This window comes from Phytobacter sp. RSE-02 (genome assembly GCF_040578655.1).
In the GTDB taxonomy this organism is placed as follows: Bacteria; Pseudomonadota; Gammaproteobacteria; order Enterobacterales; family Enterobacteriaceae; genus Phytobacter; species Phytobacter diazotrophicus.
This window is the reverse complement of sequence record NZ_JBEULY010000001.1, coordinates 695,988-711,034: the sequence shown is the minus strand read 5'-3', so window position 1 is coordinate 711,034 and position 15,047 is coordinate 695,988. Positions and strand designations below refer to the sequence as shown.

Sequence of the window (15,047 nt, the reverse complement as noted above, 5' to 3'; positions counted from 1 at the left end):
GATAAATAAGGGGCAGAGGTGCACGCTCTGCTCAATTCTTCGCTCCCAGCTAACATCCAGACATTTTGCGCATACAACCTATTATTCGACCTCGCCAATGATCATTCCTCTCTTCTCGCCTATTATTGCCAACGTCAAGCAAAGGAACCCACCACATGGACACCCGCCAGTTCAAACAAGCCTACGCACACCTCGTTGCCGGTAAATATTATAAGGTGGCGAAAACCTTCGTCGATTACGACGGAGTCACCCGTTTTGAAGGTGAAGTCTGGAAGTTTGTTGGTTCCAGTTTTTTGGCGTATGAAAGTGGGCTGTCGCTGTTTTTCAAAATCAAAGGAAAGGTCGTGCAGGTGAGATTACAGGCTATCCCGGAAGAACAAAGCCATATCACTGAACATCTCGAACAGTATTTTGTTGAATATAACCCGTGGTGGCAGTTCTGGTGATACGTCGCGCCGCACAGTAATAATAAAACGCGATGAAGAACGGGTTGCGACGCACGTGATAACCTCTTATTTTGAAGACATTTCTTCCCCCATTGAGGGGCAATATTGCGTCAGCTAACGAGGGAAAATGGAACGCTTGTTTGTCTACGGGACACTACGTCCGGGTCACTCTAATGCTTATATTCTGGAAAACATTGGTGGTGAATGGCTGCCGGGTTATGTGACGGGCACGTTTTATGAACGCGGCTGGGGTGCAGCAGCGGATTTTCCGGGGATTGTGTTACACAAAAACGGGCCGCAGGTTCAGGGTTACCTGTTTACCTCGGATAATCTTGAGGCGCACTGGCCAATGCTGGATGAATTTGAAGATGGCTACGATCGCGTTGAGGTTGACGTCACCACAACAAATGGCGAGCAGCTCAGCGCATGGATTTATCAGCTACAACCGCAAACGCAGCCGTAAGCGATGTGAATGTAACGCCTCGCCTGTTTGAACAGTGCGAGGCGTTATTGCTTTTTAATCGCGCCAGCCCATCGCCGGAGCAACATGTTTCAGAATGGACTCAATCACATGCACGTTGTATTCCACGCCCAGTTGATTCGGCACCGTCAGCAATAAGGTGTCCGCTTCGGCAATCGCCTCATCCTGTTTCAACTGCTCAACAAGCTTGTCCGGCTCGGCGGCAAAGCTGCGCCCGAAAATCGCGCGGGTTTTCTCGTCGAGGAAACCGACTTTATCGCTGTCATCACGGCCTGAGCCGAAATACATCCGGTCCTGATCGTTCATCAGAGCAAAAATACTGCGGCTGACCGAAACGCGTGGCGTACGGGTGTGCCCCGCTTCCGCCCAGGCTTCTCGATAGGCGCGGATCTGTTTTGCCTGCTGAATGTGGAATGGTTCGCCGGTTTCATCATCTTTCAACGTCGAGCTTTGCAGGTTCATCCCCAGCTTCGCCGCCCATACTGCGGTGGCGTTAGAGCCTGCGCCCCACCAGATACGCTCGCGCAGCCCGTCGGAAAAAGGCTCAGGACGCAGCAGGCCCGGCGGGTTCGGGAACATCGGCTGCGGATTGGGTTTCGCGAAACCTTCACCGCGCAGCACATCCAGCAGCACTTCAGTGTGGCGACGCGCCATATCTGACTCGTTTTCCCCCTCAGACGGGACGTAGCCAAAGTAGCGCCAGCCATCAATAACCTGCTCCGGGGAGCCACGGCTGATGCCCAGTTGCAAACGCCCACCGGAGATCAAATCGGCCGCACCCGCGTCTTCTGCCATATAGAGCGGGTTCTCGTAGCGCATGTCGATAACGCCCGTACCAATTTCAATGTTGCTGGTTTTCGCCCCAATCGCCGCCAGCAGCGGGAACGGCGAGCTTAACTGACGCGCAAAATGGTGCACCCTGAAATAAGCGCCATCGGCTCCGAGTTCTTCGGCGGCAACCGCCAGATCGATGGATTGCAGCAGCGCGTCAGCGGCCGAACGGGTTCCCGACTGCGGCGACGGTGTCCAGTGACCAAATGACAAAAATCCAATCTTCTTCATGACGTGGGTCCTTATTCTCAGGGATATGTCGGCAGCAAATAACCTCACTACCTTTGATGCTCACTACTCTACGCATTACCCGATGAGAATAAATATCGTTTGTTTAACATAATGCATCAAATTAATTGACTAACCTGCGGGAAAAAACGCTTATTTCACATTCAACAACGCCGCTTCCATCAGTTCCCCCAGCTTCGCTCGCGCACCGGTATCTGCCACATTCCCGTGCCCGTGCGCCAGCATAATCCCCAGATTGCCCGGCGATGGCAGCGTACTTCCCGCTACGCGAAGATGAGCTGGCATCCCGACACGCGTGCGTAGCGTGACGCCGAGCCCCGCCTGCACCGCCGCCCAGATACCGCTCAGACTGTGGCTGACAAACACCACGCGCCAGGGAATACCCGCCCGATCCAGGCAGGCGATGGCGCGGGAGCGCATCAGGCACGGGTTTTCAAACATCACCAGCGGCAACGGCTCGCCCTGTGCCAGCAACGCGCTAATATCCGTTTCCGGATGCTGTATCCACTCAAGCTGACACTGGCCGAGAAGTTTCCCCTCGCGCGGGCTGTTTTCCGATTGCCACAGAAGTGCCATATCCAGTGCGTTGTCATCCAGCGCCGAGAGCAGCGCCTGATTGCGATCCACCCGGGCGATGATCCGCAGCCCCGGATGGTGGCGCCTGAACTCGCCCAGAATGCCGGGCATCAGCGATTCGCCAAAATCTTCCTGCATACCAATACGGATCTCCCCCTGAAGCAGCTCGCCTTTCAATGCTCGCTGCGCCTCGTCATTGAGCGCCAGCAGACGACGGGCGTAGCCCATCAGGATCTCGCCGTTGCGGGTTAATGCCAGGTGGCGGCCCTGCTTCACCACCAGTTCGGCATCGCACTGCTGTTCCAGCTTTTTTAGCTGTGCGCTTACCGCCGAGGTCGAGCGGCACAGGCGGCTTGCCGCCAGCGCAAAGCTGCCGCACTCAATGCCGGTTACAAAACTGCGCAACGCGTCGAGGTCGAGCGTTAAGGGAAGTTTGTCCATTATCGTCCTGAAATACGGGATGGTAGATTGCAGATAATTTGATTTTCAGGATGAAACTATGGCGCCAGAATCGCTTTACTGTCAATACAGAGAGAAAATCATGGCTAAGTCCCTCGATCGTGAAACCCTGGCCCGCGTTGCGCCGAAGCTGGCCGAACTGAGTCAGGACGTGCTGTTCAACGATATCTGGCAACGGGAGGCGCTTTCTCCACGCGAGCGCAGCCTGGTCACACTGGGTGCGCTGACGGCGCTGGGCCGCGTGCAGCAGCTTCCCTGGCATATCAATTTCGCACAGCAAAATGGCCTGAGCCGCGAAGAGTTAGCCGAAGCCTTTACCCATCTGGCGTTCTACGCGGGCTGGCCTGCGGCAGTATCTGCCCTCGGCTGTCTGGAAGAGGAGTAAGCGTATGCCCTTCACCCGCATCACTTTGCGCCAGGGGTATAGCGACGCGCAGATAACGCAGATTTCCGACATCCTGCAACAGACGCTGGAGGACGAATTTTCCGTTCCGTCCGGTGACCGTTTTCAGGTTTTTGAAGCGCTACCGGTCAACCAGCGCGTGTTTGACCGCCACTATAAAAGCGGCGGGCGCAGCGATAATTTCATTCAGTTTCATATTCTCGCGGGGAAACCCCGCACGCCTGAGCAGAAGCAAAATCTCTGCCGCGTACTCTGCCAACGGCTACAAAATGCGCTAAATATTCACCCGAATGATGTGATGGTGATGATCCAGTTTAATACCGCCGATGAGTGGAGTTTCAGCCAGGGTCGTTTGTTGTCGGAGGAGGCGTAATGATTGTGATGCAATACCGCTTTACTCTGCCTGCCGACTACGACATGGCGGTGATTGAGACACGCATCCGGGAAAACGGCGCGAAGCTGGACGGCTTCCCTGGCCTGCTGGTTAAGGCGTATCTCTTTTCCCGGCGCGAGGACGCGCATTGCGCTGAGAATCGCTATGCGCCGCTGTATGTCTGGAGAAATCCCGAAGCGATGGCGCGTTTTTTACAGAGCTCCGGCTTTAAGAAGCTGACAGAGGATTTTGGCTGGCCGCAGATTGATACCTGGCTGGCGCTGCGTCTGCCCGATATTGATGAGGTGCGCAACACCGCCTGGCTGTCGATAAGAAAGCGGCCCATTGCTGCACACAGTGACCTGGCGGCCCTGGCGCTGGAGGGGCGACTTTGCGCGTGGGATGTGAGCCGCTGGCAATGGTTGCAGGCGGATCCTGGTGCTGCACCGCAGGCGGATTGCGAGAATTACCGGGTTGGGTATGTGGCAAGTGGGGTGTAGTTCGGGGAGGTTGTGAATCGCAGATATCCCGGATGGCTTCGCTATTCGGGGATACCTCCGGGGTCAGAGTGAGGAGGACAACGCCCGTAAAAAACCCCGCCGGAGCGGGGTTTTGAGTTACAGCCAACAGGTTACGCTTTGGCGCGACTGGCAATGATATCGTCCGCCACGTTGCGCGGGGCTTCCGCGTAATGGTGGAACTCCATGCTGTAGGTCGCCCGGCCCTGGGACATTGAACGCAGCGTGGTGGAGTAACCAAACATCTCCGCCAGCGGCACGTCGGCGCGGATAATCTGGCTACCGAAACGCTCTTCCATGCCCTGCACCATCCCGCGACGGGAAGAGAGATCGCCCATGATATTCCCGGCGTACTCTTCCGGCGTTTCCACTTCCACATGCATAATCGGCTCAAGGATCGCCGGGTCCGCTTTGCGCGCGCCATCTTTAAAACCGAAGATCGCCGCCATACGGAAGGCCATTTCCGAGGAGTCGACGTCGTGATACGAACCAAACGTCAGGGTCGCTTTTACGTCCACCACCGGATAACCCGCCAGCACGCCGTTGTTCATGGCTTCGCGCAGCCCTTTTTCCACAGACGGAATGTACTCGCGCGGCACCACGCCGCCTTTGGTAGCATCTTCAAACACGAAGCCACTGCCCGGCTCCAGCGGTTCAAGGCTCAGCACAACATGTCCGTACTGCCCTTTACCGCCGGACTGGCGCACAAATTTCCCTTCAATCTCTTTCACCGCTTTACGCAGGGTCTCGCGGTAAGTCACCTGCGGACGCCCGATATTCGCTTCCACGCCAAACTCACGTTTCATACGGTCGACGATAATTTCCAGGTGTAACTCACCCATCCCGGAAATAATGGTCTGCCCGGACTCTTCGTCAGTATGCAGACGGAACGACGGATCTTCAGACGCCAGGCGCTGTAAGGCGATACCCATTTTTTCCTGGTCCGCTTTGGTTTTCGGCTCAATCGCCAGCGAAATCACCGGCTCCGGAAACTCCATGCGCTCCAGGGTTATCACCGCATCCGGATCGCTCAGGGTGTCGCCGGTGGTCACATCTTTTAGCCCCACACAGGCGGCAATATCGCCCGCCCGCAGCTCGTCGACTTCATGGCGATCGTTGGCATGCATCTGCACGATACGACCAATACGCTCTTTTTTACCTTTCACCGGGTTCCATACCGCGTCGCCTTTTTTCAGCACGCCGGAATAGACACGGATAAAGGTCAGTTGACCCACGTACGGGTCGGTCATCAGTTTGAATGCCAGAGCCGAGAACGGCTCATCATCATTCGGATGACGTTCCGCAGGCTGGCCTTTTTCGTCCACGCCCTGAATCGCCGGAATATCCAGCGGCGATGGCATCAGCTCAATCACCGCGTCGAGCATGCGCTGCACACCTTTGTTTTTAAAGGCGCTACCGCACAGCATCGGCTGGATTTCCCCGGCCACGGTGCGTTTACGCAGCCCGGCGATGATTTCCGCTTCGTCCAGATCGCCCGTTTCCAGATATTTGTCCATCAGCTCATCGCTGGCTTCGGCCGCCGCAGAGACCATTTTTTCACGCCATTCCTGAGCGGTGGCCAGTAAATCATCCGGCACAGGCGCATAGCTAAAGGTCATCCCTTGTGTGGCGTCGTCCCAGACAATGGCGCGCATTTTAATAAGGTCCACCACGCCGGTGAAATGCTCTTCCGCACCGATAGGGATAACAATCGGCACCGGGTTCGCTTTCAGGCGGTCAATCATCATCTGCACCACGCGGAAGAAATCCGCGCCGGGGCGGTCCATTTTGTTGACGAACGCCAGGCGCGGCACATGGTATTTGTTGGCCTGCCGCCAGACGGTTTCCGACTGCGGTTGTACGCCGCCAACGGAGTCATAAACCATCACTGCGCCATCCAGTACACGCATGGATCGTTCCACTTCAATGGTGAAATCCACGTGCCCTGGGGTGTCGATGATATTGATGCGATGCGGCTCATAACCTCTGTCCATACCTGGCCAGAAGCAGCTTACCGCCGCGGACGTAATGGTAATCCCGCGCTCTTGCTCCTGTTCCATCCAGTCGGTTGTTGCCGCGCCATCGTGTACTTCACCCAGTTTGTGGCTCATCCCGGTGTAAAACAGGATGCGTTCTGTGGTTGTCGTTTTACCGGCATCGATGTGCGCGGAGATACCGATGTTGCGATAACGTTCGAGGGGGATGGGTCGGGGCATGATGCGTCCTTAGTCAGTTTGACAATAAATGGCCGATATGGCCGGTTAGGTTTCGCAAACTATAATAGTCCAATTGTACGAGTATTCTAGTACTATCTTTAAATTTTGCGCTATCATTGAGATTGTTGGTCCTGATGCATGGCGCATAGCCGTGCCTGTACGCATCGGGTATATTACCGGCCAGCCGCCGATACGGGCTGCTGCTCATGCTGAGCAGAGCAACCGCCGACTCAGGAAAACTATGATTGCGAACCACCCCGATACCGAACAAATATTGCTGGAAAACGTCCTTTTCGCCCTTGGTAACCCTTTGCGTCTGGCGATGATCAAGCGGCTCGCCGATGGCAGTGAGTTGAGTTGCAATGCATTGCGCCCGGAGGATGTGGCAAAGTCCACCATGACCCATCACTGGCGCGTGCTGCGCGACAGCGGCGTGGTCTGGCAGCGTCCGCAGGGGCGGGAGAATATGATTTCGTTACGCAGGGAAGACCTGGACGCCCGTTTTCCTGGGCTGCTGGATACGTTGTTGCAGGTGATGCAGGCGGGAAGGTAAATCCCCTCTCCCCTAAGGGGAGGGGATCGTTCGAGCGGTTTGTTACTTCGTTTCGGGCAACACAATATTGCTGTTAGCCAGCGTTCCCATCTTATTGTGCATGGCGCAGGCAGCATCCACCAGTTGCATGGCTAATGCCGCGCCGCTGCCCTCTCCCAGACGCATCCCCATATTGAGATACGGCTCCAGACCGAGGTTTTGCAGGGCGATACGCGCGCCTTTCTCCGCCGAAAGATGCGACGGGATCAGATAATCCTTCACTTTCGGCTCGATACGGCACGCCGCCAGCGCCGAGGCATAGGATAAGAACCCATCCAGCACCACCGGCAGGCCGCATGATGCGGCACCGATCATCACGCCCGTCATCCCCAGCAGGTCAAAGCCGCCGACCTTCGCCAGCACATCCAACCCATTGTTTGCCTCAGGCTGGTTAACCTCAATGGCGCGACGCACCACCTGCGCTTTATGTCCAAGCTGCGACTCAGGCAAATTCGCGCCAATGCCCACAACCGACTCCGGCGCTTCCCCGGTCAGCACGCTGACAATCGCCGCTGCCGGTGTGGTGTTCGCCATACCCAGCTCGCCCACGCCAAAAAGCTGCACGCCATCGACCGCCTGTTCGCGGGTATAGCGAATGGTTTCCAGCAGCAGTTCCTGCGCTTGTGCGGTACTCATTGCCGGCCCCTGGGCGATGTTGTTACTGCCACGCGCGACTTTCATATTGATAACGCCGGGAATCGGATCGCTGTCGATACCGACATCCAGCACATGCACTTTCGCCCCGGCCTGCGCTGCCAGCACGCAAACGCCCGTGGTGCCCTGCGTCATATTCGCCGCCTGAATAGCCGTCACAATTTGCGGTGAAATCGCCACCCCTTCGTGCCAGACGCCGTGGTCGGCGCACATCACGATAATGGCCTTCTTTCCGGACTGTGGTTTGCCGCCTAACCCCGGCATCCCGGCAAGCTGCACCGCCAGCGACTCCAGACGCCCCAGACTTCCGGGCGGCTTGAGTAGCCCATCAATATGCTGTTGCGCCTGCGCCATCGCACCCTGATCGAGCGCGGGAATTGCTGCCAGTAACGAAGTCAGTGTTTGCATAGGAATTCTCAGTAGTGGTAAGGCGCCGCTCAAAGCAGCGCCAGAAGGAAGACCAGTTCACCCAGTTCAATGGCGGCACCCAGGGTGTCGCCCGTTTGCCCGCCCAGCGTGCGTTTAAGCATCAGGCCGAGCAGAAAAATCGCCAGCACGGTTATCAGCACAGCCGTCAGGCCGTGTGCCCCTTCCAGCCCCACCGCCACCAGCAGCGCAAGCGCCAGCGTGATAACGGTCTGCGTGAAAGTGACCTTGCCGATAAACAAATTACCCAGCCCCTCCTCGCGGGCGTAGCGATGACCATACATCATCACCACCGCGCAACCGCGCCCGGCGGCACAGGCCGCGGCCAACGCCGCCGGAACAGCAAGCCCACGCAAAGAGAGTTCGCTGATAACAAGGATTTTCGCCACCAGCACAAACACCAGCGCCAGCCCACCGTGGGTACCCAGACGGCTGTCGCGCATGATCTCCAGCATGCGCTCGCGCGTGCGGGCTGAAAAAACGCCATCGCAGGTATCCGCTAAACCATCGAGATGAAAGCCACCGGTCAGCAACGCCAGCGCCAGAACCGCAAAGAGGGCCGCCAGCGGTGCGCCGCACCAGGGCTGGAGCAGCATAAACACACCACCGCTGATACCGCCAAGTACCACGCCAACAAACGGAAAGGTGACGATACCACGCACGTAGTCCTGCACCTCCAGCCCCTGAACCAGGCGGGTTGGCACCGGCAAACGGCTGATAAACGACAGCGTGGCAAAAAACAACCTGATCATTTGATTTTGACTCCGATCCCCGACACCACCAGCCAGACGTTATCCGCCGCCTGCGCCAGACGTTGATTCACCCGCCCGGCGATATCGCGAAAATGCCTCGCCAGACGGTTTTCCGGCACAATGCCCATTCCCACTTCGTTGGTCACCAGCACCACCTGCGCCGGGCAACGTTCACAGGCGGCGATTAACCGCTCGATCTCTTCCTGCACCTGTGCTTCAAGCAGTGCATAGTCCCAGCCGTCCGGGTCGCTGTCGCCACCCTGCGCGAACAACAGATTGGTCACCATGGTGGTGATGCACTCCAGTAAAATGGCCTCGTCCGGGGAGTTATCCGCGGTAATGATATCGGCCAGCCCCTTCCAGCGCTCTTCGGTGCGCCAGTGCGTCGGGCGACTATCCCGATGGTGCTGAATGCGGGACGCCATCTCCTCATCAAAGATTTGCGAAGTGGCGATGTAGAGAACCCCCTTCGCATTTGCGACCAGCGATTCGGCGTGGCGGCTTTTGCCGCTGCGCGCCCCACCCGTAACCAGCGTTAACATGCGCGTTCCTGATGTTGATGCATAATCTGATAGATCCTGTCGATGTCGATATTCTCGCGCATGGCATCTGCCAGCAGGTCAAACTGCTGCGCTTTGTAGTGGGCATAATCCACCGTACTATCCAGCGGCGGCAAGCCTTTGCGCGCCCGCAACGCGTTAATCAACGCGCGGGTAAAATCATTGCTGTCAAAAAGCCCGTGCAGATAGGTGCCAAATACCAGCCCGTCTTCACTGACCGCACCATCGGCGATGCGTTGCCCCTCTTTTTCCAGCCACAACATCGGACGACACCCCTCATGCAGCGTGGTTTCACCCACATGGATTTCATAGCCGTGCAGGGGAAGATGCCCGCAGCCAGCCAGCAGTCCGGGAAGTTCGCCCTGCACGGAGGCCGCCACCAGAGTTGTGGTTTTGTTCTGTGCAAAATGAGTGACGGTATTGAGCAGCCCCAACCCCGGCAGCGTACCCAGGCCAGATTCCACCTCATCGACAATGGTTTCACCGAGCATCTGGTAACCACCACAGACCCCCAGTACGGGCACGCCCTGGCGATGCTGTTGTAAAACCGCCTGCGCCAGCCCGCTCTCCTGTAGCCAGGCAAGATCCCCCAGCGTGTTTTTGCTGCCGGGGAGGACAATCAAATCGGTGTTGTGCAGCTCTTGTGGCGAGCGAACATAGTGCACACGCACGTCCGGTTGCGCGGCGAGGGCGTTAAAATCGGTGAAGTTAGAGATGTGCGGCAGTTGCACCACGGCAATATCGATGGCCCGCTCGCCGGTGCGCAGGTATTTGCCACGCTGCAGCGCCACGCCGTCTTCGTCTTCTAAATCTACCTCCAGCCACGGCATCACCCCCAGCACCGGCACCCCGGTCAGGGCTTCAATCTGCTTAATGCCGGGGGTGAGCAGGGCCACGTCGCCGCGGAATTTATTAATGATGACCCCTTTTACGCGCCAGCGTTCATGTTCCTGCAACAGCGCAAGGGTGCCATAAATCGCAGCGAAAACGCCGCCCCTGTCGATATCTGCTACCAGCACCACCGGGCAACCGGCCATCTCCGCCATGCCCATGTTGACGATATCGCGATCGCGCAGGTTAATCTCGGCCGGGCTGCCCGCCCCTTCCAGTACAATGGCGTCGTATTCACGACTCAGGCTCTGGTAGACGCTGATAATCTGCTCGCGCAGACGCGGTTTGTAGTCGTGATAGCTGACGGCGTCCATATCGCTCGCCACTTTGCCCATCAGCACCACCTGCGCTTTACGGTCGCTGGTGGGTTTGAGCAGAACCGGGTTCATGCGCACATCCGGGATGATCCCCGCCGCTTCCGCCTGGAAAATTTGCGCACGCCCCATCTCTTGCCCGTCCGGGGTGATACCCGAATTAAGCGCCATATTCTGCGATTTAAAGGGGGCGGTCTTTAATCCGTCCTGATACAGGATGCGGCACAGCCCCGCCACCAGCACGCTTTTACCCACGTCTGATGCCGTGCCCTGGAGCATAATCGCCAGCGTCATGACGCCTCCTTAATGTACGTTTCCCGCATGCGGGTAAAGAATTCGGCTTCACTTTTACACAGCGGCATTCCCAGTTCGCTATGCAGTTTTACCAGCCAGGGCTGCGTTAACCCCGCCTGTTCGATCTGTGCTTTTTGGGCAAAAACCTCACCCGGCGTGCCGTACGCCAGCCTTTCGCCGCGGCGTAGAACATACACCGCATCGCAAATCTCATAAATCAAATCAATATCATGGCTGGAGATCACCACATGATTCCCCTGCGCCACAATCCGCTGAATAATCGCGATCATCTGGGTACGCCCCGAGGGGTCCAGCCCGGCGGTGGGTTCATCCAGCAGCAGATACTTCGCCTGCAAGACCAGCGCCCCGGCAATGGCGACGCGCTTTTTCTGCCCGTGGCTCAGGCACTGAATCGGCTGATGGCGAAAAGATTGCGCATCCACCAGCGTCAGCGCATCATCGGTGCGCCGGGCAATCTCCGCTTCCGCCACGCCAATGTTGCGCAGGGCAAAGGCGATGTCGCTGTCGATATCGGTATAGAAAATCTGCTGATCGGGATCCTGAAACACAGTAGCGACCTGCTGGCGCAGCGCAAGCAGCCCGCGCTTGCTGTAATCCAGCGGTTTTCCCTGCCACAACACTGCGCCTTGTTGCGGACGTAAAATACCGCTCAGGTTCATAAACAGCGTCGATTTCCCGCAGCCGTTCGCCCCCACCAGCCCGGTAACCGGCTGGCGCGAAAAATCGAGCGTTAACCCTTTCAGAATGGGCTCTTCCTGATAACTGAACCACAGCCCCTCGGTCGCCAGCATGCCATTCCTTACAGGTGAAAATCACCCTGATAGAGTTTGATATCCAGCGTGGTTGCCATCTCTTTGTAGCGCAGCAACACGCGGGTAAATAAAAGCCCAACCAGCATCGCCAGCGAGCGGTAGCCCAGCGGCAAGGTTCGGTAACCAAAGCGCAGGGTTTGCGCCCGGTGAATGGCCGCGGCCTCTTCCAGCAGGATAAAGATAAACCGCCAGGTCAGCAGGATTTGCTCGGTCAGCAGACGCGGCACTCGCCCCTTTCTGAGTAACACAATGAGCTGCGGAAACGGCAGGTTCAGCACCAGCCAGAAGGTGGCCGCAAGTGCCGCCAGGCTGCGCCAGAAGGTCGTATTGGCCATCGTCAGCCCTTCCGGCAAAACGCCCAGCCAGTAGCTTCCCAGTGGAATGCCCACCAACAAGTGCTGCGGCTGCTGGGTGATGCTAAACAATATTGTCACCACCCCCACCAGCAGAAAACCGATGGGGATCGCCATCCAGCGTAACCAGCGCCAGAACGAAATACGCAGTAGCCAGCAGGTAAACGCCGCCAGCACAACCAGCAAGGCTCCCTGCCCGACCGGTGGCAGCGAAAATGCCAGGACCATCATCGCCAGCCAGAGAAAGAATTTGCGTTCCGGGGCAACAGTAAACCAGCGACTCTGGTAGCTCAGCCGGTCAAGCCCGTTCGTCAGCACGCTGTCTGCCTTTCATGTAACCCAGAATGTAGAAAATAACCGCCGCGCCCAGCGATCCTTGCAGGGTAAAGAGCAGGCTTTCAATTTCCCCGCTGGCGGGTTCATACAGCGGCTGGAACCAGGGTTTATAGTGTGGCGCAACGGCCTGAATCTGGCTTTCCGCTTCGCCGTCAGAGCCACCGTACTCGCCGCCGTGATTGATAAAGAACGGCAGAATCACCAGCGCGATAACCATCGCAAGCAAAATCAGTGTTTTTTTCATCTTAATGTCCTTGTGCGGTGATCAACTGACGTTTAGTGAGCTGGTCGTAGATCATTACCGTAAGTAGCCCTTCGGCAATCGCGATAGGGATCTGCGTCAGGCAGAAGATACCCATAAACTTGATGATGGAACCGCTCGCTCCGGCCTGCGGATCCGGGAAGGCCACGCCAAGCTGCACAGAGGTGACAAAGTAGGTCACCAGGTCAGCGAGCATGGCACATAAGAAGACCCCAACATCACGGCGAATACCCGCGCGACAGGCCATCTGCCAGACCAGATAACCGACGACAGGCCCGATCACCGCCATCGACATGCCGTTTGCCCCAAGCGTTGTCAGGCCGCCGTGCGCCAGCAGCAGCGCCTGAAACAGCAGCACAATCGCGCCGAGGACAGCCACCACGCCCGGCCCGAAGAGGATAACCGCCAGGCCCACCCCTGTCGGGTGTGAGCAACTGCCCGTCACGGATGGAATTTTCAGCGCCGAGAGCACGAAGATAAACGCGCCGCAAAGCGCCAGCAGCACCTTCTGATTACTGTCTTCCGCCACGATACGGCGCAGACGCACCAGCCCGTACCACAGGCAGGGTAAAAACAACATCCACCAGGCCAGCGCCCATAACGGCGGTAAAAAGCCCTCCATGATATGCATGGCAAATGCCTGCTCCGGTACGACAAGCAGTAACAGACCTGCTGCCAGCCCGCTTAACGACAGGCGTTTAAGCTGTTGTTCCCGTTTCATCGCCTCTCCCACTGTTTATTAACCAGAATGGTCGAAAAATACGGCAGTGGCTGTTCGTCGCTCACCTCAGCGAGCTGCCGCCAGCACTGCTCTCCCGGCAGGGTTGCTTCGGCCATCATCACTGCGCAGTCAAGCAATCCGGCATCGGCCAGCAACGCTTTGACGCGTGCGAAGCGGCCGTAGACTTTCATCAGCACCAGGCTGTCGTGGTTCGCCAGCGCCTGTTTAATCTCCGCCTCCGGCGCGGTACAGGAGACCACCGCCAGCGACTGCTGCTCCATGGCAAGCGGCGTTTGCGTGCGCGCGGCAATGGCGGCAAAAGAGGTCACCCCAGGCACGATTTCCAGCCAGTCAGGACGCCCCAGACGCTGCAACAAGAAGACCCAGGTGCTGAACAGCATGGCGTCACCCAGGGTGATGAATCCCACCTGTTTTCCGGCCAGAGTTTCTGCGCTAAGCGCGGCGGCCACGTCATCCCAGACAGCCTCTTTTTCCGCACTGTCGGCGCTCATCGGGAAATGGGTACAGCGGATTTCCGTCTGCTCGCCCAGATATTCCCGCACAATGGAGAGCGCCAGACTGTCGCCTCCTTTGCGCCCTGCCGGGGCATAGAGCACATCAAGTTTGCCGAGAATGCGCGCAGCACGAACGGTGAGAAGGTCGCTGGCGCCGGGGCCAATCCCTAATGCATAGAGTCTGCCGCTCATGCCGCCACCTCCAGAGACTGGCTTAGCGCCTGATGCAGGTGCGCGACAAACATCGCGCGGATAGCCGGGTTTTCGCCCAGCCCCTGCAACCACGGTGTTGCGGCAATCCCGACCCGCTCAAACTGCGTTTTCCACGAGTCTTCTTCATCAGAGGCCATATCGTTGATGGCATGATCGCCTGCTACCAGCATTAGCGGCATCAGGTGTACCGCGCTGATCCCTTCGCGGCGCAGACTGTCGATCAACACATCTACCTCCGGGTAACTTTCCACCGCACCGACACGCGCCGGGAAACGGTGTGCCGCCATCATATGATCAAGACAGGCGTAAGCGGCGAAGGCGTGATGGCTGGCACCGTGGCCCATAAACACCACTTTTTCACCGTCTGCCAGTACCGGCATCTGGCGGGCCAGCGCCTGCATCAGATGCATGTAGTCGTCGTGGCTGCTGAGCAGCGGTGCGCCGATCACCATGCGTTTGAACAGATGCCGCAGGGTTTGTACCTCACGGACAATTTTTTCGTATTCGTCACCGTTAATGATGTGCAAAGACTGGATCGCCACATCCTGATAGCCCAGGTCGGCCAGTTTTTGCAGTGCCTGCAAGGGGGTGTCGATGTGCAGGTTGTCGCGGCGTTTGAGCTTGCGAATGATCATTCCTGAGGTAAATGCCCGAAACAGCGTGCGATCGGGGCAACTGGCGGCCAGTTCCCGTTCACAGGCCACAATGTTCTTTTCACAGGTGTCGTGATAACTGGTGCCGAAACTCACCACCAGAAGCGCTTTTTTCATGTTCTTTTC

At 57.5% G+C, this 15,047-nt stretch carries 19 protein-coding genes; 6 read left to right on the top strand and 13 right to left on the bottom strand.

Annotation, left to right across the window (positions count from 1 at the left end; genetic code table 11):
* Positions 1-155: 155 nt before the first annotated feature.
* Positions 156-446: a DUF3601 domain-containing protein gene (locus tag ABU190_RS03180; protein WP_354690366.1), complete on the top strand. Its 291-nt coding sequence runs from the start codon at positions 156-158 to the stop codon at positions 444-446.
* Between the two features lie 127 nt (positions 447-573).
* Positions 574-909, top strand: coding sequence for a gamma-glutamylcyclotransferase family protein (locus tag ABU190_RS03175; RefSeq protein WP_354690365.1), 336 nt, complete (start codon positions 574-576; stop codon positions 907-909).
* A gap of 54 nt (positions 910-963) precedes the next feature.
* Here ABU190_RS03175 and ABU190_RS03170 read toward each other — a convergent pair whose 3' ends face one another.
* Both ABU190_RS03170 and ABU190_RS03165 read right to left on the bottom strand, forming a co-directional pair.
* Positions 964-1,989: an LLM class flavin-dependent oxidoreductase gene (locus tag ABU190_RS03170; protein WP_169039134.1), complete on the bottom strand. Its 1,026-nt coding sequence runs from the start codon at positions 1,987-1,989 to the stop codon at positions 964-966.
* Between the two features lie 150 nt (positions 1,990-2,139).
* Complete coding sequence (locus ABU190_RS03165; RefSeq protein ID WP_354690364.1) at positions 2,140-3,024, bottom strand: LysR substrate-binding domain-containing protein; 885 nt, start codon at positions 3,022-3,024, stop codon at positions 2,140-2,142.
* A 100-nt stretch (positions 3,025-3,124) separates the two neighbouring features.
* On the opposite strand from ABU190_RS03165, the gene ABU190_RS03160 reads away from it, so the two are divergent.
* Genes ABU190_RS03160 through ABU190_RS03150 form a run of 3 tightly spaced genes read left to right on the top strand, consistent with a single transcriptional unit; the run spans position 3,125 to position 4,318 of the window.
* Positions 3,125-3,427, top strand: a complete 303-nt coding sequence (locus ABU190_RS03160) for a carboxymuconolactone decarboxylase family protein (protein WP_354690363.1) — start codon at positions 3,125-3,127, stop codon at positions 3,425-3,427.
* Positions 3,428-3,431: 4 nt separating this feature from the next.
* Positions 3,432-3,818 carry a tautomerase family protein gene (locus tag ABU190_RS03155; RefSeq protein ID WP_354690362.1) on the top strand — a complete coding sequence of 129 codons (387 nt, stop codon included), beginning with the start codon at positions 3,432-3,434 and terminating at the stop codon, positions 3,816-3,818.
* Positions 3,818-4,318, top strand: a complete 501-nt coding sequence (locus ABU190_RS03150; protein ID WP_354690361.1) for a DUF4865 family protein — start codon at positions 3,818-3,820, stop codon at positions 4,316-4,318. Before ABU190_RS03155 ends, ABU190_RS03150 begins: the two co-directional genes overlap by 1 nt.
* Before the next feature lie 131 nt (positions 4,319-4,449).
* Here the strand turns inward: ABU190_RS03150 and fusA are convergent, their stop codons facing one another.
* On the bottom strand, positions 4,450-6,552 hold the full coding sequence (gene fusA / locus ABU190_RS03145) for an elongation factor G (protein WP_041851882.1): 2,103 nt from the start codon (positions 6,550-6,552) through the stop codon (positions 4,450-4,452).
* A 241-nt stretch (positions 6,553-6,793) separates the two neighbouring features.
* Here fusA and ABU190_RS03140 point away from each other — a divergent pair, with 241 nt between their 5' ends.
* Positions 6,794-7,105: a helix-turn-helix domain-containing protein gene (locus ABU190_RS03140; RefSeq protein WP_041851883.1), complete on the top strand. Its 312-nt coding sequence runs from the start codon at positions 6,794-6,796 to the stop codon at positions 7,103-7,105.
* 42 nt (positions 7,106-7,147) lie between these two features.
* On the opposite strand, the gene cobT is transcribed toward ABU190_RS03140, so the two are convergent.
* From cobT to ABU190_RS03090, 10 genes are read right to left on the bottom strand one after another with little or no spacing between them, the layout of a single operon-like run.
* Positions 7,148-8,206, bottom strand: a complete 1,059-nt coding sequence (cobT, locus tag ABU190_RS03135; RefSeq protein ID WP_354690360.1) for a nicotinate-nucleotide--dimethylbenzimidazole phosphoribosyltransferase — start codon at positions 8,204-8,206, stop codon at positions 7,148-7,150.
* Positions 8,207-8,235: 29 nt separating this feature from the next.
* The gene (gene cobS / locus ABU190_RS03130; RefSeq protein ID WP_354690359.1) at positions 8,236-8,976 is read right to left on the bottom strand and encodes an adenosylcobinamide-GDP ribazoletransferase; all 741 of its coding nucleotides are present in this window, start codon (positions 8,974-8,976) and stop codon (positions 8,236-8,238) included.
* The gene (cobU, locus tag ABU190_RS03125; protein ID WP_354690358.1) at positions 8,973-9,518 is read right to left on the bottom strand and encodes a bifunctional adenosylcobinamide kinase/adenosylcobinamide-phosphate guanylyltransferase; all 546 of its coding nucleotides are present in this window, start codon (positions 9,516-9,518) and stop codon (positions 8,973-8,975) included. The genes cobS and cobU overlap by 4 nt, the downstream gene beginning before the upstream one ends.
* Positions 9,512-11,035, bottom strand: a complete 1,524-nt coding sequence (locus tag ABU190_RS03120) for a cobyric acid synthase (RefSeq protein ID WP_354690357.1) — start codon at positions 11,033-11,035, stop codon at positions 9,512-9,514. Before ABU190_RS03120 ends, cobU begins: the two co-directional genes overlap by 7 nt.
* Positions 11,032-11,847, bottom strand: a complete 816-nt coding sequence (locus ABU190_RS03115; protein ID WP_354690356.1) for an energy-coupling factor ABC transporter ATP-binding protein — start codon at positions 11,845-11,847, stop codon at positions 11,032-11,034. The genes ABU190_RS03120 and ABU190_RS03115 overlap by 4 nt, the downstream gene beginning before the upstream one ends.
* Positions 11,848-11,855: 8 nt before the next feature.
* A complete protein-coding gene (locus ABU190_RS03110; RefSeq protein ID WP_354690421.1) occupies positions 11,856-12,536 on the bottom strand; it encodes an energy-coupling factor ABC transporter transmembrane protein in 681 nt (226 codons plus the stop codon).
* On the bottom strand, positions 12,520-12,801 hold the full coding sequence (locus tag ABU190_RS03105; protein ID WP_041851889.1) for an energy-coupling factor ABC transporter substrate-binding protein: 282 nt from the start codon (positions 12,799-12,801) through the stop codon (positions 12,520-12,522). The genes ABU190_RS03110 and ABU190_RS03105 overlap by 17 nt, the downstream gene beginning before the upstream one ends.
* Position 12,802: 1 nt before the next feature.
* A complete protein-coding gene (gene cbiM / locus ABU190_RS03100) occupies positions 12,803-13,540 on the bottom strand; it encodes a cobalt ECF transporter S component CbiM (RefSeq protein ID WP_041851890.1) in 738 nt (245 codons plus the stop codon).
* Positions 13,537-14,247 (bottom strand): cobalt-factor II C(20)-methyltransferase, encoded by a 711-nt coding sequence (locus ABU190_RS03095; protein WP_354690355.1) that lies wholly within the window; start codon positions 14,245-14,247, stop codon positions 13,537-13,539. Before ABU190_RS03095 ends, cbiM begins: the two co-directional genes overlap by 4 nt.
* A complete protein-coding gene (locus ABU190_RS03090; protein ID WP_041851892.1) occupies positions 14,244-15,038 on the bottom strand; it encodes a sirohydrochlorin cobaltochelatase in 795 nt (264 codons plus the stop codon). Before ABU190_RS03090 ends, ABU190_RS03095 begins: the two co-directional genes overlap by 4 nt.
* Positions 15,039-15,047 lie beyond the last annotated feature (9 nt).

What these genes read in the sequence shown, in the direction of transcription:
- ABU190_RS03180 (WP_354690366.1), top strand. Translation starts at nt 156, where the DNA reads ATGGACACCCGCCAGTTCAAACAAGCCTACGCACACCTCGTTGCCGGT.
- ABU190_RS03175 (WP_354690365.1), top strand. Translation starts at nt 574, where the DNA reads ATGGAACGCTTGTTTGTCTACGGGACACTACGTCCGGGTCACTCTAAT.
- ABU190_RS03170 (WP_169039134.1), bottom strand. Translation starts at nt 1,989, where the DNA reads ATGAAGAAGATTGGATTTTTGTCATTTGGTCACTGGACACCGTCGCCG.
- ABU190_RS03165 (WP_354690364.1), bottom strand. Translation starts at nt 3,024, where the DNA reads ATGGACAAACTTCCCTTAACGCTCGACCTCGACGCGTTGCGCAGTTTT.
- ABU190_RS03160 (WP_354690363.1), top strand. Translation starts at nt 3,125, where the DNA reads ATGGCTAAGTCCCTCGATCGTGAAACCCTGGCCCGCGTTGCGCCGAAG.
- ABU190_RS03155 (WP_354690362.1), top strand. Translation starts at nt 3,432, where the DNA reads ATGCCCTTCACCCGCATCACTTTGCGCCAGGGGTATAGCGACGCGCAG.
- ABU190_RS03150 (WP_354690361.1), top strand. Translation starts at nt 3,818, where the DNA reads ATGATTGTGATGCAATACCGCTTTACTCTGCCTGCCGACTACGACATG.
- fusA (WP_041851882.1), bottom strand. Translation starts at nt 6,552, where the DNA reads ATGCCCCGACCCATCCCCCTCGAACGTTATCGCAACATCGGTATCTCC.
- ABU190_RS03140 (WP_041851883.1), top strand. Translation starts at nt 6,794, where the DNA reads ATGATTGCGAACCACCCCGATACCGAACAAATATTGCTGGAAAACGTC.
- cobT (WP_354690360.1), bottom strand. Translation starts at nt 8,206, where the DNA reads ATGCAAACACTGACTTCGTTACTGGCAGCAATTCCCGCGCTCGATCAG.
- cobS (WP_354690359.1), bottom strand. Translation starts at nt 8,976, where the DNA reads ATGATCAGGTTGTTTTTTGCCACGCTGTCGTTTATCAGCCGTTTGCCG.
- cobU (WP_354690358.1), bottom strand. Translation starts at nt 9,518, where the DNA reads ATGTTAACGCTGGTTACGGGTGGGGCGCGCAGCGGCAAAAGCCGCCAC.
- ABU190_RS03120 (WP_354690357.1), bottom strand. Translation starts at nt 11,035, where the DNA reads ATGACGCTGGCGATTATGCTCCAGGGCACGGCATCAGACGTGGGTAAA.
- ABU190_RS03115 (WP_354690356.1), bottom strand. Translation starts at nt 11,847, where the DNA reads ATGCTGGCGACCGAGGGGCTGTGGTTCAGTTATCAGGAAGAGCCCATT.
- ABU190_RS03105 (WP_041851889.1), bottom strand. Translation starts at nt 12,801, where the DNA reads ATGAAAAAAACACTGATTTTGCTTGCGATGGTTATCGCGCTGGTGATT.
- cbiM (WP_041851890.1), bottom strand. Translation starts at nt 13,540, where the DNA reads ATGAAACGGGAACAACAGCTTAAACGCCTGTCGTTAAGCGGGCTGGCA.
- ABU190_RS03095 (WP_354690355.1), bottom strand. Translation starts at nt 14,247, where the DNA reads ATGAGCGGCAGACTCTATGCATTAGGGATTGGCCCCGGCGCCAGCGAC.
- ABU190_RS03090 (WP_041851892.1), bottom strand. Translation starts at nt 15,038, where the DNA reads ATGAAAAAAGCGCTTCTGGTGGTGAGTTTCGGCACCAGTTATCACGAC.